The organism is Catenibacillus scindens (assembly GCF_014202115.1).
GTDB classification, from domain to species: Bacteria; Bacillota; Clostridia; order Lachnospirales; family Lachnospiraceae; genus Catenibacillus; species Catenibacillus scindens.
Genome location: NZ_JACHFW010000001.1, coordinates 271,233 through 297,143, shown reverse-complemented (window position 1 = coordinate 297,143; position 25,911 = coordinate 271,233). Strand labels below are relative to the sequence as shown.

Annotated in this window: 23 protein-coding genes; 22 read left to right on the top strand and 1 reads right to left on the bottom strand. The window is 46.5% G+C overall.

Annotated elements, in window-relative coordinates:
• Nucleotides 1-9 precede the first annotated feature (9 nt).
• From HNP82_RS01190 to HNP82_RS01110, 17 genes are all read left to right on the top strand, one after another.
• On the top strand, nucleotides 10-585 hold the full coding sequence (locus HNP82_RS01190; RefSeq protein WP_183770546.1) for an N-acetylmuramoyl-L-alanine amidase family protein: 576 nt from the start codon (nucleotides 10-12) through the stop codon (nucleotides 583-585).
• A gap of 228 nt (nucleotides 586-813) precedes the next feature.
• Nucleotides 814-2,358 carry a murein hydrolase activator EnvC family protein gene (locus HNP82_RS01185; RefSeq protein WP_183770544.1) on the top strand — a complete coding sequence of 515 codons (1,545 nt, stop codon included), beginning with the start codon at nucleotides 814-816 and terminating at the stop codon, nucleotides 2,356-2,358.
• Between the two features lie 270 nt (nucleotides 2,359-2,628).
• Nucleotides 2,629-3,105, top strand: coding sequence for a hypothetical protein (locus HNP82_RS01180; protein WP_183770541.1), 477 nt, complete (start codon nucleotides 2,629-2,631; stop codon nucleotides 3,103-3,105).
• 5 nt (nucleotides 3,106-3,110) lie between these two features.
• Nucleotides 3,111-3,911, top strand: a complete 801-nt coding sequence (locus tag HNP82_RS01175) for a histidinol-phosphatase HisJ family protein (protein WP_183770539.1) — start codon at nucleotides 3,111-3,113, stop codon at nucleotides 3,909-3,911.
• Nucleotides 3,912-3,973: 62 nt separating this feature from the next.
• A complete protein-coding gene (locus tag HNP82_RS01170) occupies nucleotides 3,974-4,597 on the top strand; it encodes an NUDIX hydrolase (protein ID WP_183770537.1) in 624 nt (207 codons plus the stop codon).
• 27 nt (nucleotides 4,598-4,624) lie between these two features.
• A complete protein-coding gene (locus HNP82_RS01165) occupies nucleotides 4,625-5,272 on the top strand; it encodes a rhomboid family intramembrane serine protease (RefSeq protein WP_183770535.1) in 648 nt (215 codons plus the stop codon).
• Nucleotides 5,273-5,382: 110 nt separating this feature from the next.
• Nucleotides 5,383-6,084 (top strand): UMP kinase, encoded by a 702-nt coding sequence (gene pyrH / locus HNP82_RS01160; RefSeq protein ID WP_183770533.1) that lies wholly within the window; start codon nucleotides 5,383-5,385, stop codon nucleotides 6,082-6,084.
• 90 nt (nucleotides 6,085-6,174) lie between these two features.
• Entirely contained in the window at nucleotides 6,175-6,729 is a 555-nt protein-coding gene (frr, locus tag HNP82_RS01155) for a ribosome recycling factor (protein WP_183770531.1), read from the top strand.
• 215 nt (nucleotides 6,730-6,944) lie between these two features.
• Nucleotides 6,945-7,643 (top strand): isoprenyl transferase, encoded by a 699-nt coding sequence (locus HNP82_RS01150; protein ID WP_183771235.1) that lies wholly within the window; start codon nucleotides 6,945-6,947, stop codon nucleotides 7,641-7,643.
• A gap of 2 nt (nucleotides 7,644-7,645) precedes the next feature.
• The gene (locus HNP82_RS01145) at nucleotides 7,646-8,458 is read left to right on the top strand and encodes a phosphatidate cytidylyltransferase (protein WP_183770529.1); all 813 of its coding nucleotides are present in this window, start codon (nucleotides 7,646-7,648) and stop codon (nucleotides 8,456-8,458) included.
• A gap of 59 nt (nucleotides 8,459-8,517) precedes the next feature.
• The gene (locus HNP82_RS01140) at nucleotides 8,518-9,660 is read left to right on the top strand and encodes a 1-deoxy-D-xylulose-5-phosphate reductoisomerase (RefSeq protein ID WP_183770527.1); all 1,143 of its coding nucleotides are present in this window, start codon (nucleotides 8,518-8,520) and stop codon (nucleotides 9,658-9,660) included.
• 3 nt (nucleotides 9,661-9,663) lie between these two features.
• Complete coding sequence (gene rseP / locus HNP82_RS01135) at nucleotides 9,664-10,701, top strand: RIP metalloprotease RseP (protein ID WP_183770525.1); 1,038 nt, start codon at nucleotides 9,664-9,666, stop codon at nucleotides 10,699-10,701.
• Between the two features lie 190 nt (nucleotides 10,702-10,891).
• Nucleotides 10,892-11,806, top strand: coding sequence for a sugar phosphate isomerase/epimerase family protein (locus tag HNP82_RS01130; RefSeq protein ID WP_183770523.1), 915 nt, complete (start codon nucleotides 10,892-10,894; stop codon nucleotides 11,804-11,806).
• Between the two features lie 243 nt (nucleotides 11,807-12,049).
• On the top strand, nucleotides 12,050-12,889 hold the full coding sequence (locus HNP82_RS01125) for a sugar phosphate isomerase/epimerase family protein (RefSeq protein WP_183770521.1): 840 nt from the start codon (nucleotides 12,050-12,052) through the stop codon (nucleotides 12,887-12,889).
• An 80-nt stretch (nucleotides 12,890-12,969) separates the two neighbouring features.
• The gene (locus HNP82_RS01120; RefSeq protein ID WP_183770519.1) at nucleotides 12,970-14,256 is read left to right on the top strand and encodes a Gfo/Idh/MocA family protein; all 1,287 of its coding nucleotides are present in this window, start codon (nucleotides 12,970-12,972) and stop codon (nucleotides 14,254-14,256) included.
• Between the two features lie 126 nt (nucleotides 14,257-14,382).
• Complete coding sequence (locus tag HNP82_RS01115; RefSeq protein WP_183770517.1) at nucleotides 14,383-15,621, top strand: helix-turn-helix domain-containing protein; 1,239 nt, start codon at nucleotides 14,383-14,385, stop codon at nucleotides 15,619-15,621.
• 28 nt (nucleotides 15,622-15,649) lie between these two features.
• The gene (locus tag HNP82_RS01110) at nucleotides 15,650-16,519 is read left to right on the top strand and encodes a LysR family transcriptional regulator (RefSeq protein WP_183770515.1); all 870 of its coding nucleotides are present in this window, start codon (nucleotides 15,650-15,652) and stop codon (nucleotides 16,517-16,519) included.
• Nucleotides 16,520-16,595: 76 nt separating this feature from the next.
• Here the strand turns inward: HNP82_RS01110 and HNP82_RS01105 are convergent, their stop codons facing one another.
• Nucleotides 16,596-18,146, bottom strand: a complete 1,551-nt coding sequence (locus tag HNP82_RS01105) for a xylulokinase (RefSeq protein ID WP_183770512.1) — start codon at nucleotides 18,144-18,146, stop codon at nucleotides 16,596-16,598.
• Nucleotides 18,147-18,552: 406 nt separating this feature from the next.
• On the opposite strand from HNP82_RS01105, the gene HNP82_RS18545 reads away from it, so the two are divergent.
• The 5 genes from HNP82_RS18545 to HNP82_RS01080 all read left to right on the top strand — a co-directional run bounded on the left by HNP82_RS18545 (nucleotide 18,553) and on the right by HNP82_RS01080 (nucleotide 25,907).
• Entirely contained in the window at nucleotides 18,553-19,605 is a 1,053-nt protein-coding gene (locus HNP82_RS18545) for a zinc-binding dehydrogenase (RefSeq protein ID WP_243164595.1), read from the top strand.
• A gap of 801 nt (nucleotides 19,606-20,406) precedes the next feature.
• Nucleotides 20,407-22,317 carry a BglG family transcription antiterminator gene (locus HNP82_RS01095; protein ID WP_183770510.1) on the top strand — a complete coding sequence of 637 codons (1,911 nt, stop codon included), beginning with the start codon at nucleotides 20,407-20,409 and terminating at the stop codon, nucleotides 22,315-22,317.
• Between the two features lie 39 nt (nucleotides 22,318-22,356).
• Nucleotides 22,357-23,175 (top strand): HAD hydrolase family protein, encoded by an 819-nt coding sequence (locus tag HNP82_RS01090; RefSeq protein WP_183770508.1) that lies wholly within the window; start codon nucleotides 22,357-22,359, stop codon nucleotides 23,173-23,175.
• 181 nt (nucleotides 23,176-23,356) lie between these two features.
• The gene (locus HNP82_RS01085; RefSeq protein ID WP_183770505.1) at nucleotides 23,357-23,884 is read left to right on the top strand and encodes a nitroreductase family protein; all 528 of its coding nucleotides are present in this window, start codon (nucleotides 23,357-23,359) and stop codon (nucleotides 23,882-23,884) included.
• A gap of 250 nt (nucleotides 23,885-24,134) precedes the next feature.
• The gene (locus HNP82_RS01080) at nucleotides 24,135-25,907 is read left to right on the top strand and encodes a DUF4214 domain-containing protein (protein ID WP_183770503.1); all 1,773 of its coding nucleotides are present in this window, start codon (nucleotides 24,135-24,137) and stop codon (nucleotides 25,905-25,907) included.
• The last annotated feature ends 4 nt before the right edge of the window (nucleotides 25,908-25,911 follow it).

Sequence of the window (25,911 nt, the reverse complement as noted above, 5' to 3'; positions counted from 1 at the left end):
GGTGATTTTTTGCCAATTAAGATTTTTGTGGATCAGGGACATAACCCTTCCGGACATAATACCGGGGCTGAAAACTCAGGGATCAATGAACAAGATATTACGTATAATGTAGGGATGTATCTTGCCCAGATGCTCCGGGCAAATCCTGAGTTTGAAGTGCGCGTCTCAAGGCCTGGACCGGACACGATTCTGGGAACATCTAATGCCACAAGTCTAAAAGCCAGGGTAGATATGGCAAATGACTGGCCGGCGGATTATTTTATCAGCATTCATACCAATTCTAATGTAAATCCTAATATTGAGGGTACAGAAGTTTATGTTTACAAAGCTTACACAGAAAGTTATTTTCTGGCGGAGCATGTTCTTAGGGGGATTGTGACGGTGGTAGGGACAAAAGATAACGGCGTCCGGGTCAATCCTTCCCTGTATGTCCTGCGCCGCACCCGAATGCCTGCCATTCTTGTGGAACTGGCCTATCTGTCGAATTTTGAGGACCGGCAGCGGCTTATTGATGAGCAATATGCCTTTGCAGAAGGGATTTATGACGGACTGCTCGTCTATTTTGGCTTGCATCCGGCAGAGTGAGCTGTTTATGATGGCTGGCACCTGAATCACTGTAGCCGGAAACAACAAGTGTTTCCGGCTACAGTGATTAACAACGAGTTGTTACAAATATATTAAATAATTTTTGGTTTGGTATCGACATTTTGTAACAAATATGTTATGATTATTAACGGATACCCAGAGTGATTGTATAGTGCTGCCGTGTGGAAGCGCGGTATGTGAAAGTACAAAAGAAAGGAGTAAATTATCATGCAGAGGAAAGTTTTACGTACTCTGAAGGCAGCAGTAGCCTTTTCTATGGTATTTTCTTTGAGCGTACCGGCGTGGGCTGCCAGTGATAAGCAGCAGATCCAGCAGAATTTGGACGCTCTGGAAAGCCAGAAGGACGCCCTGGAGAGCAGATTGTCAGCTTTACAGGCCAATAAGGCAGATACAGAGTCCTACATTGCCCAGTTGGATCAGGAGCTGAACTCCGTGTATGCCCAGGTAAGCAGTCTTACACAGCAGCTTGAGCAGACACAGGAAGAACTGACATCGACACAGGAACAGCTTGAAACGGCCAAGGCAAAAGAAGATGAGCAGTATGAAGCACTGAAGTTACGTATCCGGGCTATGTACGCGGCGGGAGATACTTCCATGCTGTCAGTCTTTTTACAGGCCAGTGATATCTCTTCTATACTTAACGCCACAGAGTATATTTCAAGACTGTCCGACTATGACGCTAATTTGCTGGAAAGCCTGAATAATACCCGTCAGGAAATCGAAACCCTTGAAGCTCAGCTTCAGGAGCAGGAGACAGAACTTACGGATCTCAAGGCCCAGGAAGAGAGCAAGCAGACAGAACTCGAAATGGTCATGGAGGCAAAACAGGCAGAGCTTGGCTCGATCAACAGTGATATCGGAGCCGCTTATGATAGTATTGCCAATACCCAGGAAGAGATCGAAGAAAATAATCAGATCCTTGCGGCTATTGAATATCAGGAAGAGCTGGACCGTCAGGAAGCTTTGAAAAAGCAGCAGGAGGCGGAGGCAGCCGCTGCGGACAGCGCTCAGGAAAGTGAGAGCGCTGCTACAGAGACGGAAAACGAAACAAAAGAAACCCAGTCTTCTCAGTCAGACAGTTCCACACAGGAAACTCAGTCTTCTCAGTCAGAAACTGAGAGTACAGTTTCAGAATCTCAGTCTACCGTGACAGAGACAGAAAGCACTGTTTCAGAGACAGAGACAGCGCCAGAAACAACGGCTCCTGAGACAACGGCTCCGGAAACAACAGCGCCAGAGACAGAGCCAGAAACAACAGAGCCAGAAACAACGGCTCCTGAAACGGAAGTCTCTGACAACGGCAGTACCGCTGCTGAGGATACATCTTCCGGCAGCAGCGCCGGAACGTCAACAGCCGGTGTTGCTACAGGCAGCTTTATCTGGCCATGCGCAGGCGGATATATTTCCTCTCATTTTGGCGGACGTACCGCGCCTACAGCGGGAGCGTCGACGAATCACAAGGGCGTGGATATCGCGGCAAGTTCGGGAACAGATATTTACGCGGCTGACGGGGGAACAGTTGTGACAGTTTCCTACAGTACAGCCAGAGGTAATTACATTGTAATCAGCCACGGCAACGGAATGTCTACTCTGTATCAACACTGTTCAGCGATCTATGCGTCTGTAGGACAGCAAGTCAGTCAGGGTGATGTGATCGCGGCTGTGGGAAGCACCGGATATTCCACAGGCGCTCACCTTCACTTTGAAGTGTGGGTCAACGGAGTACCGGTAGATCCGGAAGATTATATCTAAATGTAAATGAACAAAATACCCTGAGGGTGTCAACTCTCAGGGTATTTTTATAGCAAAGAACAAATATATTTGTCCTTTATTATAACCCTCCAGGGGAGACGTACAATTTTTGAAAGGAAGGCTCTGCGCTTTGCGCAACAAAAATCGGCGCAGAAAAGACTTGATGTTTTGTAAAAAAGGCGCTAAGGTATAGAGGAAATATTTTATCAGATGATAAAGGTATCAATGATCTTTTGACGATTGTATCATCAGATTGGAAAGGATGGATTTATGAGAAAGTTTTTCAGACGCTATTATGTCATTGAGATCACACCGATGAAATTTCATAAATTTTATCACTGGGTGTTAACGCCTATTAATATTGTGTTGACAATATATGCTCTGATATCGTTTATGCTGGACCCGGCACAGGCCGACGTGATCACTATATCTTATGATCTGGCACTGCTTGTGTGTCTCGCATTGACATTTATCGGTTGCTTTAAAATGAAAAAATATGCGTGGATTGCCATTATATTCAGTTTTGGACTGGAATTGATTTACGACATATGCTGTATCGCCGTTTTTGTACCCCTTGGTGTTCAGGCTGTGATCTATGCCCTCAGCCAGGTGTTATGGCGGATCGTGTTTATTATCCTTATGGCAGGTTATTATATAAAGCGCCAGCCCTTGTTTTTTGATCCGGTGCCCTATGATCAGATTCCCAAAGAGCTGCGCGATTCACTGGAGAAAAAAGGGAAAGGGTGACTTTTATGTTTTTAACCGACGATCATCTCCACACCCGGTTTTCCTTTGACGGAAAAGCCGACCCGGAGGATGTGTGCCGTCAGGCCATTGGCCGGGGATTGTCTGAGATATGTATAACAGATCATATGGACATATATTCGGATCAGCCCTACACGTACCAGTTGGATTGTGAGAACTGGAAAAAAACAATGGATGATTTAAAAGAAAAATACCGGGGAAAACTTTTGGTTCATGTGGGTATTGAGCTGGGACAGCCTCAGATCAACCCAAAACAGGCCCGGATTTTTATGGAAAAATATTCCATGGATTTTATTATCGGCTCCATCCATAATATTGAAAATGATCTGGATATTTATTACTGTGATTATAAAAATATGGATATCCGTAAGTTTTACAGCCACTATATTGACTGGCTTATGGAACTGGCCAAGAATTATGATTTTGACGTAATGGGACATATTACTTATCCGTCAAGATATATTCTGGAGCAGACGGGAACAGCCCCGGATATGACAGAATTTTATGACCGCTTTCGGCAGCTTTTCAAGTGTGTCATTGAAAAAGGCAGGGGCATTGAGCTGAATCTTTCCGGATTGGCCAGAGGCGGCGGCAAACCCATGCCGGAAGAAGATCTTTTGAAATTGTACCGGGAATGCGGCGGGGAGATTATTACTGTAGGTTCTGACGCCCATGTGGCGTCCCAGGTGGGAACGATTTCCAAAGCCGGACAGGAAATTCTTGCCGGCGCCGGATTTCGGTATATTACATGGTTTGAAGAGAGAAAGGCTTATTTTGAGCGGATCTAGCGGCAGCGTCCGGCAAAAGATCCCAGAGGTACGGCTGAATTTAGGCGGAGGTTGATAATCATATGCGAAGAGTTCATGATGTAAAGCAAGTGACAGAAAATCCTTTTTTAAATCTTTATACACTTGATATGGTCAGCGATAAAGGAAAGCACAGCGCCTATTATGTGGCGTCCAGAGCAAAACATTCGGAGGATCTTAAACTGAATACAAAAAAAAATACGGCGGATGGGGTGATTATTTACAGTCTTTACGGCGAAAAACAGGATAAAGTTGTATTGATCCGTCAATACCGCTGCCCTCTGGATGATTATATTTATGAATTTCCGGCCGGCCTTGTGGATCCCGGAGAAACTTTTAAACAGGCAGGCGTCAGGGAATTAAAGGAAGAGACGGGACTTGATTTTACGCCTGTGGACGCTCCGGAAATGTACTGTAAACCATTCTTCACAACGGTGGGAATGACAGATGAATCCTGTGGAACTATTTACGGATATGCCAGCGGCACGCCTTCCAAGGAAGGCCAGGAGGAGAATGAGGAAATTGAGATCGTTCTGGCGGATAAAGAGGAGGTGCGGCGTATTTTAAAAGAGGAAAATGTGGCCATCATGTGCGCCTACATGCTGATGCATTTCCTGGAAGCGGAGCCGGGACATGCGTTTGATTTTCTGAACCTTTTAGACCAGTAAAGTCTGTGGAAAGGAGGTGCCGCAAGGATGAATGTTTATCGGTATGGCGGTCCTGGCCGCTACGGATATAACCCAGTGAAGAGGATGTCGCCGGTAAATACAGCCATTATCGCGGTCAATGTGATTGTTTTTATCATTATTGAACTGATAGGGTCGACAACTGATACGGGCCTGATGATCCGGTGGGGCGCCTCTTACTGGCCGCTGATCCGGTATGGCCATGAATATTGGCGGCTTTTGACAAGCGCTTTTCTCCATTTTGGCCTGGAGCATCTGTTCAGTAATATGATTATCCTGGCTTTTATCGGGGACAATCTTGAGCGGGCACTGGGAAAAGTCCAATATCTGATCTTTTATCTTCTGTGTGCCGTAGGTTCGGGGGCAGTGTCCTACGGGGTCAATATGCTCACCGGGGACAATGTTGTTTCCGCCGGGGCCAGCGGAGCGATATTTGGCGTGGCCGGAGGAATCCTGTTTCTTATTATTAAAAACAGAGGTGTCCTGGAGGATCTCACATTTTTTCAGATCGGCATGTTTATTTTGTTTACTCTGTATCAGGGAATGCGAAGCCGGGGCGTCGATAACGTGGCCCATTTTTCCGGTCTGGTCATCGGTTTTTGCCTGGCGGCGCTGTTTTGGAATGCTAAAAATATTAGAGGTCAGAGAAGATGGTAGGGACGTGCAGCTTATACTTTTTTTAACGCACGTCTCGCTTGTTTCGAAAATTTATGTAGAAATATTGCGGGTTTTATGGTAGATTAGTAGTGAGGTGAATGATGGTGCAGTTGAAGAGAATTTTGTTGAAGTTAAGCGGGGAGGCCCTTGCCGGAGGCAAGGGATTTGGTTTTGATGAGGAGACATGTCTTGGTGTTGCGCGCCAGGTGAAGGTACTTTTGGAACAGGGAATCCAGGTGGCTATTGTGATCGGCGGCGGTAATTTCTGGAGAGGACGCAACAGCAGTAAGATCATTGAGCGGACAAAATCAGACCAGATCGGTATGCTGGGCACAGTGATGAACTGTATTTATGTGTCAGAGATTTTCCGCACGCTGGGGATGAAGACAAAGGTATATACCCCATTTTTGTGCGGTTCCTTTACCGAATTGTTTGCAAAGGATTCGGCGGTGGAAGCCCTAGAAGAAGGGAAGGTTGTCTTCTTTGCCGGAGGTACGGGCCATCCTTACTTTTCTACAGATACAGGGACAACGCTGCGGGCCATTGAGATTGAAGCCGACGCTATTTTGCTGGCAAAGGCTGTGGACGGCGTCTATGACAGCGATCCAAAGACGAACCCCCAGGCAAAGAAGTTTGATAAGATCAGCATTCAGGAAGTGGTTGACCGCAGACTCCAGGTTGTGGATCTGACATCTACCATCATGTGCATGGAAAATAAGATGCCCATGGTTGTCTTCGGACTGAATGAAGAAAACAGTATTGTCAAAGCTTTAAGTGACGAATTTAACGGAACCTATGTCACCGTTGATTAAATGTAACAGTTCATCCCGCCCCTTCCTGATGGCTGAACTGTTACGATTAAATATTTACGCTGTCGCTTGACAGCTTTAGGAGGATTTTTTATGGATGAGAGAATTAAAACCTATGAGTCTAAAATGAAAAAGACATTGGAAAGTCTTGAAAAGGAGTATGTGTCCATCCGTGCCGGACGGGCAAATCCTCATGTGCTGGATAAACTGATGGTTGATTATTACGGCGCGCCTACGCCTATCCAGCAGGTTGGAAACATTTCCGTACCGGAGGCCCGTATGATCGTGATCCAGCCATGGGAGTCCAAACTGATCAAAGATATTGAGAAAGCTATTCTTGCATCCGATATTGGGATTACTCCTACAAATGACGGCAAGTCCATCCGGCTGGTATTTCCTGAGCTGACTGAGGAACGGAGAAAGGAACTGGCAAAAGACGTAAAGAAGAAGGGCGAGGCTGCCAAAGTGGCTGTGCGCAATATTCGCCGGGATGGCAATGACGCTTTCAAGAAGATGAATAAAGCCAAAGAAATTTCCGAAGATGATTACGCGAATCTGGAAGAAGCGATCCAGAAACTGACAGATAAATATATCGCTGAAGTGGATAAAGCTGTGGAAACAAAAACAAAAGAAGTGCTTACTGTATAAAGCCGTTACTGTTTATCGTGAACAGTAACATAAAGTCTGATGTCTTTAAAGGCTGCCGCCGGAGTATGGGGCGGCAGCCTTTACTGTGCAGCGCGCCTGACGGTGGGAAGCGGGATTGAGACTTAAGCCTCCCGCCTGCCAGTGCCATCTGCTGGAGACTTGATCGGATGTGAGAGGAGGCAGATCTTATGGAAAAAGAGATTGATGGAAAGCTGATGAACATTCCGTCTCATGTAGCCATCATCCTGGACGGCAATGGCCGGTGGGCTAAAAAGCGGTTTATGCCGAGAAACTACGGCCATGTCCAGGGAAGCAAAAATGTGGAAAAAATGTGCGAGGTGGCCTGGAATCTTGGCATCAAATATTTGACGGTGTACGCTTTTTCCACGGAAAACTGGAAGCGGCCACCGAAAGAAGTTAGTATGCTTATGAAGCTTCTGCGGGACTATCTGGTGGATTGTATTGAGCGGACGACAAAAAATAATATGCGTGTCCGTATTTTGGGAGATAAAACTGGACTTTCCGATGATATTCGGGAGGCGATCGAGCGTCTTGAAAAAGTTTCTGCAAAGAATACCGGCCTGAATTTTTCAATTGCCTTAAATTATGGCAGCAGGGACGAGATGGTGCGGGCTATGCGTCATATGGCCGGCGATGTGGCCGAAGGGAAACTTAAATCTTGGGAGATAACGGAACAGGTATTTTCCAGATACCTGGACACCTGGGATATCCCGGATCCGGATCTGATGATCCGTACCAGCGGCGAACAGCGCCTTTCTAACTTTTTGCTGTGGCAGCTTGCATACACAGAATTTTATTTTACAGACGTGCTGTGGCCGGATTTTGGCAGGGATGAACTGATTGCCGCTATTGAGCAGTATAACTTGCGCGAACGAAGATTTGGAGGCGTGTAACTATGTTTTTCACACGGCTCATCAGCGGCATTGTTCTGCTGGTGATCATGATTGCCGCTATGATCCTTGGGGGAGATGTCCTGTTTTTTCTGGCGGCTCTTTTATCTTTTATAGGTTTATATGAGCTTTATAAAACATATAATATACACAAAAATATGTTAGGCTATCTTGGAATGGGGGCAGCGGTCATCTATGTGGCGGCTGTGCGCATCCAGACCGTGGCTGGCGTGGAAGAAATAACCATGGCCGGGCTGATGACGGGCTTTTTGTTGTTAATGTTTGTCTATGTTTTTACTTTTCCAAAGTTCAAAGCGGATCAGGCGGCCTGGGCCGTTTTTGGCCTGGTTTATGTGCCGGTGCTTATGATGTGTATGTATCAGGTGCGTATGCTGGAAGACGGTCTTTTCTTGATTCCTCTGATTTTTCTCGCCGCCTGGGGCAACGATACATGTGCCTACTGTGTGGGACGGCTTATAGGCAGGCATAAAATGGCTCCGGTCCTTAGCCCGAAAAAGAGTGTGGAAGGCGCCGTAGGCGGTATTGTGGGAGCGGTGATCCTTGGTCTGATTTACGGATATTTTCTCATGAGATATCTGCCATCCTTTGATACCCCGGTATTTGTCTACGGGATTATCTGCGGTGTGGGCGCATTGATTGCCATTGTGGGTGATTTGGCGGCGTCGGCCATAAAAAGGAATCTGGGGATCAAGGATTACGGAAAACTTATCCCCGGTCACGGCGGTGTTTTGGATCGTTTTGACAGTATATTATTTACTGCCCCGGTTGTGTATTTCCTGGGACTCTTTATAGGCTGAGGAAAGATTACAGGGGAATTCCTGAGCAGGAAAATTCCTGCGCAGATAGGAGTGTAGAGATGAAATATATATCCATTTTAGGGTCTACAGGATCTATTGGCACACAGACGCTGGATATTGTGGAACACAACAGAGATCTGTGTGTCAGGGCTCTGGCTGCCGGACGGAATGTGACCCTCCTGGAAAAGCAGATCCGGCAGTTTCACCCGGTGATAGCGGCGGTGTGGGACGAAAAAGACGCCGCTGATCTTCGTAACCGGGTGGCAGATCTTTCAGTAAAAATCGTGTCCGGGATGTCCGGGCTTATTGATGTGGTTACAGAGGAGAAGACACAGACCGTCGTCACTGCCATTGTGGGCATGATTGGCATCCGGCCTACTATTGAAGCGATTAAAGCAGGAAAAAATATTGCCCTGGCCAACAAAGAAACTCTTGTGACGGCAGGACACCTGATTATGCCTATGGCTAAGGCTATGAATGTAAAGATCCTTCCAGTGGACAGTGAACACTCGGCCATCTTTCAGTCTCTTCAGGGGTTTGCCCCGTCCCAGGTCAAAAGAATCCTTCTGACAGCCTCCGGCGGCCCTTTTCGGGGATGGACAAAGGATGAACTGAAAAATATCCGTGTGGAGGACGCCTTAAAGCATCCCAACTGGGTGATGGGGCGAAAGATCACTATTGATTCGGCGACTATGGTCAACAAGGGCCTTGAGGTGATGGAAGCTTGCTGGCTCTTTGATGTGAGTCTGGATCAGATCCAGGTGGTTGTCCATCCCCAGAGTATTATCCACTCAGCGGTGGAATATGTGGATGGCGGGGTGATTGCCCAGCTTGGAACTCCGGATATGCGGCTGCCTATACAGTACGCTCTCTTTTATCCGGACCGGCGGGATCTTGGTTCCAAACCGCTGGATCTGTTTGAAGTGGGGACGATGACTTTTGAGAGGCCCCGCCCAGATGTATTTGAAGGGCTGGATCTGGCATATAAGGCAGCCATGGCCGGAGGATCTGTGCCTACAGTATTTAACGCGGCCAATGAGCGGGCTGTGGCAAAGTTTTTAGACAAAAAGATCGGATTTTTGGAAATTCCGGAAATTATCCGCAAAGCTATGGAGGCCCACACAAAGATCGACGATCCTGATCTGGATCAGATCCTTATGACAGAACAGCAGACCTACGACTTTATTGAAAGCAGGTGGTAAAATTTGGGTATTATCCTGGCGTTTATTATATTCAGTGTCATGATTATCATCCATGAACTGGGGCATTTTCTTCTGGCAAGGCAGCACGGGATCACTGTGACTGAGTTTGCCGTGGGCATGGGGCCAAAACTTTTGTCTCACAAAAGTAAGAAAAGCGGCACGGTCTATGCCTTAAAACTGGTGCCTTTCGGCGGTTCATGTATGATGCTGGGAGAGGACGAGGATGAAAACAGTGAGGGCAGCTTTAACACAAAGTCTGTCTGGGCGAGAATGAGCGTGGTGTTGGCAGGCCCCATTTTTAATTTTTTGCTGGCATTTATCTTTGCCATGATCATTCTGGCCAACACCGGCTACCAGAATACCGCGGTGGGAAGTGTGGAAGAGGGAACTCCGGCGGCTCAGGCCGGACTTCAGGCCGGGGATGTGATCACCCGCATCGGAAATGAGCGGGTTCATCTGTTTAAGGAGATCAGCCTTTATATGTATCTGAATCCCAACGAGCCCTACGACATTACTTACACCAGGGACGGCCAGACCATGGAGGCCACCATCACCCCATTTTGGGACGAATCCACAGGCAGCTACCGTATCGGTATTGTCAGTAGCCCTTACCAGAAGGCCAATATCCTTCAGCTTTTTGAGTATGGCTTTTACGAGGTGAAATATAACATTACCACAGTTATTAAAAGCCTTGGCATGCTTTTTACGGGACAGTTGAGCCGGGATGATGTGGCAGGGCCGGTAGGTATTGTGACCATTATCGACGACAGCTATCAGGCGTCAAAATCTTACGGCGCCCTCAATGTCTTTCTTGTGATGAGCCAGCTCATTGTCATGCTCAGCGCCAATCTTGGCGTCATGAACCTGCTGCCGGTGCCGGCTCTTGACGGCGGTCGATTTTTATTCCTCATTGTCGAGGCTATCCGGGGCAAGCCCTTTGACCGTGAAAAAGAGGGCCTTGTCAATTTCGTGGGATTTGCCCTGCTGATGATCCTTATGGTATTTATTTTGTTTAATGATGTTTCCCGGCTTTTCGCTTAGAGGATCGGGGATAGGAGGGACACTGTATTATGCGGTGTTCTTCTTCTTTGTTTCTCAGGCAGAATCACAACCAAGGTGACATCGCCCTGAATTTGATAATAATGCCCTAAATATGATATAAAGCTGGAGCGTTTTTTGGTAATATCTAAATGTCGGCGAGAAAACTTTAGACACAAAGGAGGTAAATTGTATGGAATCAAAAATTTGTGCGCAGTTATACTCGCTGCTTAAAACAAATCAGAAAAGAAGCGCCGAGGTCCTGAAACAGATGTCTGAGATTGGATTTGATGGCGTTGAGTTAATGGGAACAGATACATGCGGTATGACAACGCAGGAATACAAGAAGTATATTGCTGATCTGAACCTGGATGTGGTTTCTTCTCATAACCTGAAGACCGTTCAAGACTTTGAGTGGGCTCAGGAGATGGATATTCATCATACGGATATCCGCCCGGATCTGGGTGACGGATCCTATGACGCTGTTATGAGAGCCTGCGAGGAGATGAACCGCGAAGGCGAGGAGCGAGCTAAATATGGTATTTATTCAGCTCTTCACAATCATTCCCAGGAGTTTCGTAAAGTGACGGGACGGGAAGCTGATGAGGATCGTATTTATGACCTTCTGATCAAAAATACAGACCCTAAGTATGTGGGATTTGAGTTGGACTGCGGCTGGTGCGCTTTTGCGGGCTGCGATCCTGTAGAATATGTAAAGAAATATCCGGGCCGTTTTCCGCTGGTTCATGTGAAGGAAGCTCTGCGCAGCGCCTACTGTGACGATGAGCTTGAGCATTTCCCCAAGGACGTTTTAAAACTTGGAAAACCTATGCCGCCTCAGAATCCTAAAGCTGCAAAAGAAGGTTTCCTTGCGGATATTAATTATTTTACAGAGGAACAGGCAGCAATCATGTACTGGGGACGCCATTGGAACGGACGTCTGGGTGAAGGTATCATCAACTGGAAAGCTCTCTCAGACGCTCTGGAAGCCCAGGGAATCGAAGCCTACATCTGCGAGAGAGAATATTTCAGCTATGAAGGCGGCGGCGATGCGTATACATGCGCAAAACAGGACTATGAGTATCTTAAACATCTGCTTGGCAGATGAGAAAGCATATAATGATACAAGCGTCAAAAGGTCATGCGGGCTGCGCTTGCGCAGGCAAGCATGACTTTGGGACGCGAACAACACCGAAAAGAAGCCATTTTCCAGAGGAAAATGTGCGGATTTGAGGTGTTGTAGGATTGCGAGAGCGCTTCAGCGCGGAGCAATCCGTGTATCATAGGCGTCAAAATACCTTTTGACGCTATCATCATATAATGAATACCAGAAGGGAGAAGTGTAAAAGAAATGAGTAAGAAACTTCCAGTAGCAGTTCAGGTTTATGGATTGAGAGATCTTCTTGAAAATACACCTGAAAATTTCAAAGACGTTATGCAGAAAGTAAAGGATTTAGGCTATGACGGCGTTGAGCTGGCAGGTCTTTACGGACTTGAGCCTGAATTTGTTAAAAAAACATTAGATGAAGTGGGTCTGGTTCCTATCAGCGCCCATGTGCCTTTCGTAGATATGATGGAAGATCTGGATAAGGTTATCGCAGATTATTCCACCATCGGTGTTAAATATCTGGTAATGCCTTATATGGCGGAAGAGTACCGCCCGGTAAATCCGGAAGGATTTAAAGGCTTCCTGCCTCTCTTAAATGAGATTGGCGAGAAGATCCACAAAGCTGGCATGACATTCCTATATCACAACCATGACTTTGAGTTTGTTAAACTTGAAGACGGCAGATGGGGATATGACGCTATGTTTGAAGCTATCCCTCACGACAATCTTATGTCTGAGCTGGATACATGCTGGTGCGATGTAGCTACCGGCGATCCATGTGGATTTATCCGCAAATATACAGGACGTATCCCTGTTGTTCATCTGAAAGACTACATCAAAAAAGGTGAAGTTAAAAATATGTACAAACTCATCGGTATTGAAACTGAGGAAGATGACAGCGATACAGGATACTTCGGTTTCCGTCCGGTTGGCTTTGGCCAGATGATCTGGGAACCCGTTCTGGAGGCATCCATCGAAGCCGGCGCAAACTGGGTTGTTGTAGAGCAGGATGAACACTATGAAGTTGATCCTCTTGAGTGCGCGAGAAGAAGCCGCGAATATTTAAAGATTCTTGGCTGGTAAGATTTTCAAAACCTGATGTGAAGGCGGAAATATTCTGCCGTCGCATTATAAATAATTAAAAAGATTAAGGAGAAATCACAATGAAAAAAGATCAGGAAATCAGAATTGCGATTATCGGAACTGGTATGATTTCACACCGTCATATGACGGTTATCAACAACCTGAAAAAACAGGGCCATAACCTGAAGGTTGTTGCTGCTGCTGAGATCCAGAAAGACAGACTTGAAGCGTTCGGAAAACAGTACGGCCTGGATGAAAAAGATCTGTACCAGGATTTCCGTGAAATGTTAAAACGTGATGATATTGATGAAGTTGAAGTATGCGTACATAACAACCTTCATACATCTGTTGCCACAGCAGTTATGGCTGCCGGATATCCTTGCTACAGTGAGAAACCAATGTCCGCAAGCTACGCTGACGCTAAGATCCTTTACGATGCTCAGAAGAAATACGGACAGAAACTTGCTATCCAGATCAGCTCTATTTACAATCCTCAGACAAGAATTGCAAAACAGATGATCGCAGATGGCAAACTTGGTAAAGTATATCACGCACGTTCTGTTGGACACAGACGTCAGGGCCGTCCTGGCTATGATATGCCTTTCTTCAGCAAAGATTTCATTGACCCGAAGATTGGTGTACACGGACCTCTCTTTGATCTTGGTATCTACCATCTGGCACAGATGCTCTATGTTCTTGGCATGCCCGAACTTGAGAGCGTTTACGGTGTACAGAGCTGTGATTACTGGACAAATCCAAAACTTGATAAAGTTACAAACAGAACTGTTCCTGTTGAAGACCTTGGCGTTGGTATCGCTCGTTTCAAAGGCGGCATCTCCATGGATATCTATGAAGACTGGGCAATGCATATGGATGAAATCGGAACAAGCTTCATCGCTGGTTCCATGGGCGGCCTGAAGTTCATTGATGTTGATACAACAGGTGGTCCTCTGGCTGTTCCGGAAGGCGGTGCTATTGTCGGCGGCGGCAACTTACAGCTTCCTCGCCTTGAGTGGTTCGGTATCACTGAAGAAGGCCAGACATTCGCCAACAAGATCGACTGCGCTATCGGTGATGTATCCGGTCAGCTTGAGATCACTATGGATCCTGAAATGGAAATGTACAATGACAATCAGCTTCAGTGGTATTCTTACCTTCGCGGTGACCTCACAGATGAGACAAGAATTGACTCCCCATACATCGCAATGCAGACAGCATTCCTGTCTGAAGGTGTTGTTCTTTCCAGCGAACTTGGCCGCAGCGTAACAGCTGATGAGATCAAAGCTATGAGCAAATCCATCGCTCTCCGTGAACAGGAGACTCCGTTCGGCACAATCAAATACGATTTTGATGATTACAAAGGCTGATCGTGTAGCTTTGAGAAAATGAATATCTGATAAATAAACCTGCGGATGTGGCAAAAGAAATTGCCATGTCCGCAGGTTTTGTTATATAATAAGGAAAAACACAGACGGGAGATTAAAAGGAAAACAATGGACAGGAGATTAAGTGGAACAGGTAAAATTCAGGATACATGTGTGGATCTGTGGAATGATCTGTATTTAACGTCAGGGATCGCATTTGCTGTTGCGGATATGGACGGCGCTGTCCTCCATACATTTCCCACAACATTGCAGAAAATGGTCGTTCCCCAGCTTTTTGAGTTCTGTGCCATGGAGATTAAAAAGCATCAGGTAAAAAATGAGGTGATGATGTATTTTATCAGCGATGACTGTTACTGTATCATATGTCCTCTGGACGTCTCGCTGTTTTTTGTCAGCGTCCCCCTTTCCATGCAGAAGTCCAAAGCCATGCCCCTTAATTTTATCCGCCATTTTGTAAAGCCTGATCATACAGGAGCCTTTTTAAATCTCATCTACAGTATCCACTCGGTTTTTCAGGCGTCCCGGTTTGCCAACTTGATAAAATTTGCCTATTGTTCTAAGCCTGTGGGGGAAACTCTTCTCTGCGAACATACTGTGATCGGGAACAGAGCGCCGGAACATGAGCCTGAAAAAATACAAATGGAAGCGGGGACGCCCTACGAGGATTCTATGGAACTGAACAATGCGTCTTTATATGTGGAGCAGGGCATTATAGAAGCTATTAAAGACGGCGACCTGTTTTCATGTCTCCAGGCGCTGAACCGGCGGTTCCCTGGAAGCCTTGGACGAATGAGTGATAATCCTGTCCAGCAGCAAAAGTATGTCTTTGTTATACTTCTGTACGTTTTTACCCACGCCGCTGTACAGGGAGGGCTGAAGGAGGAGTTTGCCCTCAGGCTTAGCGATCATTACTGCCGGAGACTGGATGCCTTAAAGTCTGTGAAGGATATTGTAGCCCTGGAGACAACAGCGGCAAAGGACTTTTGTGAACAGGTCCGGAAGATCAAAGAAATGCCCAGATATTCCAGGGAAGTGTCTGTCTGCTATAATTATATTCTCCAGCATCTCTATGAACCGATACGTGTTCAGGATCTTGAGAGTGTTGCCCATATGAACAGGAAAAATCTGACCATCCATTTTAAGAAAGAAACAGGCATGACCATTCCTAGCCTGATCATGAAAAAAAGGCTGGAAGAGGCCAGATACCTTTTAGAAACATCGGATATCAGCCTGTCAGGCCTCAGCAGTTTACTGTGCTTTTCCTCTCAGAGTCATTTTTCCAAGCGGTTTGGCGAATATTACGGGATGACGCCCAAACAGTATCGGGATAGCAGAAAAGGCGCTTAGAGAGGGGCCTGTCCGGAAAGGAAAAAGTATGGAATTATATCAGCTTCATTGTTTTAAGATTGCCGCGGAATGCGAAAGTATTACAAAAGCGGCTCAAGCGCTGTATATCTCTCAGCCGTCTCTCAGCCAGACTATTCGCCGTCTGGAAAAAGAGCTGGGATATCCGCTATTTAACCGGTTAAATAAAAAAATTAAATTAAATTACAGCGGGGAGATTCTTTATGAGCGTGTCTGCCATATGGAGAAATATATGGATAATACTTTGGCGGAGCTGAATGAGATCAATAATATTGGGAAATCTGTTGTTTTTCTTCAGGTGAGCTGTGCCTCAATGCTGCTCACAGATCTGCTGATTTACCTGAAAGACTGTCTGCCCCAAATCGAATTTAGAATCTATCAGTTAAACACCGCACATAAATATATTGAAAAATGCCTGTGGATTGTGTCAGAACAGATTGATGAGCAGGATGACCTTCTTCTCCATGAGGATATCAAGCTGGTAGTACCGGTGGATCATCCTCTGGCGTCGGCAGAAAAAATATGGCTTGAAGATCTTGTAAAGGAAAAATTTATCACCCTTACTGAAAACTGGAAGTTGTTTCATCTGATCAAATCGGAATTGGATAAGCGAAGTTTTTCATCACAGATTACCATGCACTTTGACAATCCTACGCTGATGAGAGCTATCTTAAATCAGAAAGTAGGAGTGGCTTTTGTCCCCTCTGTTTCCTGGAATACTCACAGTACGGATCAGTTGGTGATCCGTACTGTGGAAGATTTTAAAGTCAGCCGGAAAATTTATCTTCATAAACCTAATATGTTTCTCACAAAAGATCAGCAGCAATGTATTGAAAAAATCCGGGCTTTTTTCAAAATGCAAAAAGACAGGTATACATAAAATATCAGACGCCGGCCTTAGCTGTAAACAGCGGGAACCGGCGTCTGACGGCATTAGCTGAACTGATACAAAAGTATTACAGTCCCATTTCTTTTAATTTCACCAGGTCTTTGTCAAGATGCTGGTACATCTCAATGTAGAGCGGATACATCTTGTCGTAAACCTTTTCCCATTCTTCTACTGGCTGGATCACGTCTTTGATCTGAATGATCTTGTTAATACTTTCCTTCATATCCGGGAAAACACCCACAGCGTTGCCTACAATGAGGGTATCGCCGAAAGGAACATCGCCGGATTTTTCATCCAGGGTGTAGACTGGCATATGGAGCATAGAAGCTTTGATCTGGCACCATGTCCGGCTCTTGGAACCGCCGCCGGTAATACGGAGAGCGTTGGCTGTGGCTCCGGTTTCCTTGATGGTTTCCATAACATGGCGCAGGGCAAAGGCTGTACCTTCAAAGACAGCGCGGATAAAATCATTGCGGGTTGTATCCAGAGACATACCGATAAACATACCGCGGGCGTGGGAGTTCCACAGCGGAGCGCGCTCACCGAGAAGGTATGGGAAGAAGTACATGCCGTGGCTTCCGGCGGGAACTTCAAGAGCGCAGGCGTTTAAGTGGTCATAGACGCCGATGTTGTGGGCAGCAGCATAATCTTTTTCTGGCTGGCCAAAAGTGTCAAGGTACCATTTGATGGAAGCCCCGCTGGTGTTAATAGGCGCGTCAAAAACGTAAGGCATGCCAGGGATGGAGCAGGGTTTTGTTACCACAGGGATATCGCTGGCGCTCTGACGGTCCGCGCCTACAAATACAAGGCTTGTGGTGCCTGAAGATTCTCCGGCCTCTCCAAGCTGGCAAAGACCTGTGGCATACATGGAAGCCATAGCATCGCTGGCGCCGGCAACCACAGGAGTGCCGCTCATCAGACCGGTAAGGGCGGCAGCTTCATCGGTAACGCCGCCGATGATCTCGTTGGATGCCAGAGGCTGTGGCAGAATACGGTTTAAATCAACGCCCAGGACATTGCCGATTTCGTCGGACCATTTTAATGTCTGGATATCAAGGCACTGGCAGCGGGCCGCCTGGTCAATGTCCATAGTCATTTTTCCAGTCAGCTTCATATTAATATAGGAGCTGGCCTGGAGGATTTTCTCTGTTTTAGCGAAAAGTTCCGGCTCATTCTGCTTAAACCACAGAAGCTTTCCAGGAAGGAAGGCCACGTCCGGCTGAGCGCCGATAATGGACACATAGTGATCAAATCCCAAGGTGTCAATGATGTAGGCAAGCTCATTGGCGGAGCGGCTGTCCATCCAGATCAGCGCGTTGCGCAGCGGATTGCCGTCCTTGTCCACAGGAAGCATAGTTACGGTCTGCGAGCTGATGCAGATACCGCGGATTTTGGATACCACATCTTTTCCTGCTTTGTCCGTAACTTCTTTTAAAATAGTTACAGCGTTTTTCCACCATTCTTCCGGGTCCTGCTCAACCATGTTTGTCCCCGGAAAGATGAGATGATTGGCCTGTGAAGCGCTGGCGCACACATTGCCGTTTTCATCTAAAATAATGGCTTTGATGTTGGTTGTCCCAAGGTCCATACCTAAAAGATAATTTTGTGCAGAAATCAAAATCAATTCCCCCAATCGTGTAAATAGTATTGCCGCCGTGGCGCGGCGCTTTTAATATTTAATGATCATACCCCGCTGTAGGCGGTGCCGCCACGGATGAAAGCCGGATGCCGGGCTTTCATAGTATACGGAAGTCTGCCAATTCTTGGGATAAAAAGGCATTTTCTCCCAGTATTCTTATTCTATACTAACAGAGGGCAGGGAGGATTTCAAAGTAACTTTTGCCGGAGGATAGTGGTAATTCCCTGTTTGAAAAATGGAAGGAAATTGTCTAAACTATAACCATAGCAAGGGGGCAGGCAAAAAGCTCCCGGCAAAGCGCCAAGATCCTGCCGGTCAGGCAGATGGCTGCTGAAAGTGAAGAACTAAAATGTATTGTATGTATTGTGGAAAGGAGTCTTTTATTATGAAGATGAAAGCAGCGTTAATGTACGGACCAAATGATGTGCGTGTTGAGATGGTAGATAAACCGGAATGCCCTAAAGACGGCCTTATTTTAAAGATCATGGCTGTCGGCCTTTGCGGTTCAGATATCCGTAACCTGACAAGTGATTCCAGAAAGGGAGATTACCCCTTCATCTATGGCCATGAGATCGTTGGCGTTGTTGATGAGATCGGACCGGATGAAACAAAATACAAAGTCGGCGACCGTCTGTTCCTGTTCCCAGGTACATATTGCATGGAATGTGACGAGTGCATCAGCGGTCACAGCGAGAACTGTGGAAATGAGCATGTCGCAAAACTTGCAGGTACCGGCGGATTCGCTCAGTTCGTTGCCGTTTCCGGTGAAAAGATTAAATATGGCGGAATCTATGAGATTCCTGAAGGCGTAAGCTATGACGCCGCAAGTCTTGGCGAGCCTTTAACTTCTGTATTTGCCTGTGAAGAGAACATTGGCGTTGGCTATAATGACACGGTTGTTATTATCGGCGCTGGCCCAATCGGATGTTTTATGACTCAGCTCGCAAAGATCCGCGGCGCTCAGAAAGTGATCATGATCGACATTAATGACACCCGTCTTGCTATGGTTAAGAAGTTTGGCGCAGATGAAGTCATCAACAGCGCGAAGGTAGATCCTATTGAAGCTGTTCGCAAACTTACCGATGGCAAGGGCGCTGATAAGGTTATCTCCGCTAACCCATCCAACTCCGCTCAGGCTCAGAGTATTTTCATGGCAAGAAAAGGCGGTATCGTCGTATTCTTCGGCGGTGTTCCAAAGGGATCTCTGACAGAACTGGATACAAACTACATCCATTACAACAATCTGTGGATCAAAGGGCATTTCGGTGCTTCTTACAGCCAGTCCAAGAGAGCTTTCCAGTTGGCCATCTCTGATACATTCCCAACAGAGAGCTTTATTACACACCGTCTGCCTCTGGACAAGATTAACGAAGGTATTGAGCTGACAAGAACCGGCGAAGCCATCAAAGTTGTTCTGTTCCCGTGGGAGGAAGCATAATTATAGTAAACGACAAATATATTTGGCGATTACTATAAACCCTCCGTGGTATCATGAGGTCAAATTTTAATTTGACCTCAACATCATAAAATGAGACAAGCGACAAAAGGTCATGCGGGCTGCGCTTGCGCAGGCAAGCATGGCTTTGTGGCGCGCAAAACACCGAAAAGCAGTCATTTTTCGCAGAAAAATGAGCGGATTTGAGGTGTTTTTAGGATTGCGGGAGTACGAAGTACGGAGCAATCCGTGTCTCATGCCCATTTGTCGGGCAACTCATAAAATAAAAAGCCAGGCTTTTTTGCGAAAATTCGCGGAAGGCCAGGCTTTTTTTCAGTTGCGCCGCATTTTATTAAACCAGATCCATGGCTGGAGAGTGAGATAAAACCAGTTCAGCCCGCGCCATTCGCAAAGCCGCGCTTGCGCGCTGACCCGCGGCTTGCGCCGCTCCTTTGCTCATTATCTGGCGCTCTGCTCATCAGGGAAGGGACGGGCTGGCCCTTATGCAAGCATAAACCATCCCGTCCCTTCCCTGATGGCTGTAATAAACTGCCTCTATTCAGCCATGGAACCTCGGATTCCCGCAGCTAACGCTGCTCAACAGCCCCGTTTCGGGGCTGAATCCTCGGTTGCGGCTAAACGCCGTATATCTGGTTTAATAAAAAATGCTCAGCAAGTAAACTTGCACCGCATTTTATTAAACCAGATCCATGGCTGAATAGGATTACAAACTTTACAAAATGTGCATTTATGTTATACGAAAATCACCGGAAGTGTGTTAAAATAGACAGGGGTGATTTGGACATGGAAAAGTACGGACTCCATGACCGGCAGCGGAGGCTTTTGTATCTGCTCAACTGTGAACACGGTATGATTACAGGCAAAGACCTGGCGCTAAAGCTGGGGATTTCCGAGCGGACAGTGCGCAATGATATTACACAAATTAATGAAAAGATGGCCGAGCATCAACTGGAGATCCTTGCGGTCCGTGGAAAAGGCTATGCTCTGAAAGTGGGCAGCCGCAAAGTTTTCCATGAACTTTTTTCTTCCAATAACGGTATGCTGACCCGTGAGGACCGGATTAAGTTCCTTATTATGAAGTTAGCGCGCACATCTGAATGGTGTGATCTTCTGGAACTGGAAGACGATCTTTTTGTCAGCCATACTACCCTGGAAAATGATATCCGGGAGATAAGGAACCGTATCAGTGAACATGAGCCCTACCTGACTGTGTTGCGGGAGGGAAACAGAATCCGTCTGGACGATGATGAAGTAAAGCGGCGCAATATTATGGTCCGCCTTTACAGCGAGAACTGGGATTATGATTCCAGAGACGGGATCATCCTGGAAGATCAGCTCATGTCGCCGGAAACTCTGGACATGCTCAGGAGAACATGGAAAGATATCCTGCGCCGCAACAATATTCTTGTGGATGATTTCGGCATGATCTATATTCTTATCGCCTCGGCTGTTGCCCGTACCCGGCTTATAGAGGGACATATCCTTCCATCAGCCATTGACGGCCAGACTTTTCATCTTCACCAGGCCCGCCGGATTTTCGAAGCGGTGGATATGTTCTGGGAATGTATGGAACGGGAATGGAAGGTTAGTGCAGATGTATCCGAACACCGATGGATGGAGAATATATTGGGCCAGTTGGTGATCCTGAATTTTACTGATGAGAATAAGGAGGCCATGGCAGGGAAAACAGACCGATGCTGCGGGAATTTTGCGGATCTTCTTATGGGCGAGATCCGTGATAAGTATCATATTCCTCTGGATCTTGCGGGAGATTTTCGTAATGATTTTATTTTGCATATTCAGGCGCTGATGAACAGTATGGTTTCAGTCCAGACCCAGAGTAAGTATATTATTGATGAACTGAGGATGCGTTATCCGTTCATCGGGGATCTGTGTCATTACCTGTGCCGCCGCCTTAAAGACCTTTGCGGCGTCAGAATGAGTGAGGACGATGAAGACTATCTGCTTCCTTTTCTTTGCGACGCCTGGCAAAGTGTTGCCAGGAAGGAGACAAAGGGCAGGATCCGGGCGGTTCTTGTCAGCCATTTTAATTATGGACTGTCCCATTATCTTATTAACGAAATCCGGATCCGCTATGGAAACCGGATGACCATCGAGGGCCCTTTTCCTATTTATGACCGGCAAAAGATCGACAGCGTAGAGCCTTCTCTGATATTGACAACGGCCCGTATGAATGCTTTTCGGGAATATCCCATTCCTGTTCTGACAATTTCACCGCTGCTGGAGCGTACAGCCTGTGAGAATATTGAAAAATGTGTAGATACTCTGGTCAACCGCTATATGTATCCAGATCCGCCTAAAGGGACACATTATTTCAGACATTCTGGGCTTGAGCTTTTTGTTGAGCGCCGTATGGAACTGTCACAGATCCTTGGACTGATGGAGGAAAATCTTCGGGGCAATTACCTTGTGAACCAGCTATTGACTATATGCTGGGAAAAATGTTATTATATTTTATTAAGTACAGAATGTCTTTTTATATATATGATTGGCAGCCATGGCCAGTCCACGGTGATGACTAGTGTGGTCTGCAAGTATGTGACAACCTGGCAGCAAAACCGGAATATACGAAAGATCATTTTTATGATCGTAAGTGAGGACGAGATACAATATCTCGGAAGCTTTTACCGGCTGATGCAGGAGGAGGCTTCGGAAAATTTCACCGATCGCTGATGGCATGAAAAGGCGGACGGAAAAAAGGAGGCAACATTCATGAGCAAGATCGCGTTTTTAGATATTGACGGAACTATACGTGCTTTTGATGGGACCGTTCCAGAGAGCGCCGTGAATGCGATCCAAAAAGCCAGAGCTAACGGACATCAGGTCTGTATAAGTTCCGGGCGCCCGGTGGAGGAGATTGAAAAGAGGATCATCGACATTGGATTTGACGGAATCATTTCCGCTTCCGGAAGTTATGTGATTTACGGAGGAAAATGTATCCGACATGTGTATTTCCCCCAGGAATTGTATTTGGATATCGCGGAGACGATGCTGAAAAATGATTGTGTTATTGAGATGCAGTGTCATGATAAAAGCTGTATTGTGGAAAGTCAGACAGAGGATTTTTTAAAGCTTGGGGAAGAACTTCAGGCGCTTCTTGGCAATTCCGCTGCGAAACTTGCACAGATTCCCGGCGTTGTATCTAAAGCCGGAGACATGGAACAAGTGGAAAAGATATTGTATTTTAGCGACACTTTTTCGAATGATGATGTCAAAAGACTGTGGGAAGATCTCCTCTATGTGGTACCCCTGTCTTTTCCCAATCCGAGAAAGTTTGGCGGAGAACTCTCCATGGCCACAGCCAATAAGGCGGAGGGAATTAAGAGTATACTGGAAGTCTCCGGACACTGTGTTCAGGATGTGGTGGCTGTGGGTGACAGCGAAAATGATGTGGAGATGATCCGTCTGGCGGCCCTGGGAATCGCCATGGGCAATGCCACCGATGGCGCCAAAGCTGCTGCTGATGCTGTCACAGATACTCTTGAAAACGATGGACTTTATAAAGCTTTTGAGATGGCCGGAATGTTGTGATTTAGTAACAGTTCAACCATCAGGGATGGGCGGGATGAACTGTTATGTGATTTATAGGGATAATACGCCGCCTATGCCGCGGTTGTATAAATATATGATGTCAGAAAACTGTCTGATATGTTACTGCTCACAGAGTGAACGGTAACTCTGACATCCATTTTATGAAAGGAAGGTATTGACTATGAAAGAAACAGTAATGGACCTGCAGAACCGCCGCAGTGTCAAAGAGTTTAAGAAGGAGCAGGTCAGTGACGCCGAATTAATGGAAGTGATCAAGGCAGGTATGAACGCTCCTACGGGAGGAAACAAACAGTCACCGATTATTATCGCTGTTCAGAATCCGGAGTGGATTAAAAAGCTTTCAAAACTTAATGCCGAAATCGCAGGCGCACCGGAAGGCTTTGATCCTTTCTACGGCGCTCCTACAGTCATCCTTGTGTGCGCTCAGAAGGGCGTTGGCGATCCTGTGGAGGACGGCAGCCTTGTTGTCGGCAACATGCTTAACGCCGGTTATGCTCTCGGCCTTGGAACACGGTGGATCAACCGTATCCGTCAGACTTTTGAGACAGATCTTGGAAAAGAGCTGTTAAAAGAGTGCGGCTATGAAGGCGAGTACATTGGTGTCGGTTCCTGTATCTTAGGTTATCCTGCCGGCGATTATCCGGCTCCGATCCCAAAGAAGGATAATTACTATAAAATTGTAAAATAATACATAAAATTTGTCGCAGGGATTGGCTGTCATATCGCTGATTTTCAGATATTTTGATCTGATTTTCAGGGGTGTGGCAGACATGCCCTGCGGCTAAGTTTTATTCCCGCGGGCAACGAGCCAAGCGGACATGCTTGCATGTCCATTTGGCGACTGCCGCGAGGGTCAAATACCCCGCAGCTCTGCTGCGCTGCAAGTTTGATGCCCCGTAGCTTGCTGCGGGGTATTTGACTAAGGAGAGAGAATGAGAATGAATTATAAAATAGATAAGGGCGGCAGGATCAGACGTTATCTGTGCCATCTGTCTGTGGCAGTGATGGCGTTGATCCTGCTGTGCTGTATTCATGTTCTCCCGGTGCGGGCCCAGGAAAACACTGGTGTGGAAGGATTTGTTACCCGCCTGTATAATATCTGTCTTGACCGTGACCCGGATCCGGCAGGGTTTAACGCCTGGGTCAATCAGCTTAAAAGCGGAGCCAACACAGGGGCCGAGGCTGCCTATGGTTTTGTCTTTAGCAATGAATTTAAGTCAAAAAATCCCTGCAACACTGATTATATTGCCAGCCTTTACCGCTGCTTTTTAGGCCGTGAGCCGGACAGCGCGGGAATGAGCGCATGGCTGGCCCGCATCGAAGCCGGGGATTCCAGAGGCACTATTTTTAACGGTTTTGTGGGAAGCGATGAGTTTACAAAGATCTGTCAGAGTTACGGCATTAACCGTGGCAATGGCGACTGGAGCAGTTCTGCTTTTGTTCTTACCGGTGACTGCCAGATCTGCGGGGGAAAAAACAAGACTGTGTCTGATTTTGTCACCCGTCTGTACAACGTATGCCTGGATAGAAATCCGGACAGCAATGGACTGAATAGTTGGGTCAACACGATTATTAACGGCCAGTCCGGCGCCCAGACAGCATACGGTTTTGTGTTCAGCAATGAATTTGTGCTTAAAAATCTCTGCAATGAAGATTTTGTAGAGTATATGTATAAGGTGTTTTTCGGCCGAGACTCCGATGCCGCCGGGAAGGCCGGATGGGTGAATGTCCTTAACAATGGCGGCACTAAAGGCCATGTCTTTTCCGGATTTACAGGGAGCGATGAGTTTAAAAAACTGTGTGCCCAGTACGGCATCAGTGCCGGTACCGAGGATTATAGCTCTGTGGATTTTAAAGCGTCCGGTCCATGTTCAGTGTGCCAGGGCGAAGCTCAGCAGCCGGAGGATCCGTCCTATCAGCAGAAGTATGATTACAAGATGTTTATTGTAAACAAATATAAGCCGCTGTACACTACTAACAACTTTTCATTTGTTAATATTTATATTAAAACAGATAATCCAAGCAGCGAAGGATTTTCTGTCACTGTCAACGGAGAACATTCTGTTGTGGGTATGGAGTATTCTGATGTATCTGTAGAAGGAGAATTTGTCACAGGACTTCCCAATAAGGTAGAGGGCGGTTATCTTTTCTCACTCAGCATGAAAAATGCAGGCAGCTATACAGTAAGTATCGAAGAGATTAAAGAGGGCTGCTATGAGGAATACGCTTTTAAAGGATGGAAGACGGCGGAAAATCACTGTATCACTGATGCGAAGCTGAACTTTACCTGTGAGGATTATCAGACCGCCTATGATCAGTGGATTGACAGTCTTGTGGATACTTATACAAAGCCGGATATGACGCCGGAAGAAAAGTTTTATGCCATCGTCAGAGGAGAATTTAGCAACGGCCGGTATACATATGATGAAGTTGTCAAAAAAGAGGACGGCACTTACCGGAAAGCGCCTACATTAGCGGATAATGGAACGATCTGGCAAAATCACAGGTTAAATTCCGCAAATTCTCCAAAACTTCTGGTATCTATCGGACAACGGGTAGGATATGATGTGAAAGCGGTTTCCTATGATATTTCCAATTGGTTTCACGCATATGTGGATACGCCTGATGGAGACCGGCTGACCATTTGTCCGCCGACTACGACAGGAGATCTGGGAACCATTAAGCCTTTTGATTTTTCCGTGTATAAATAAAAAA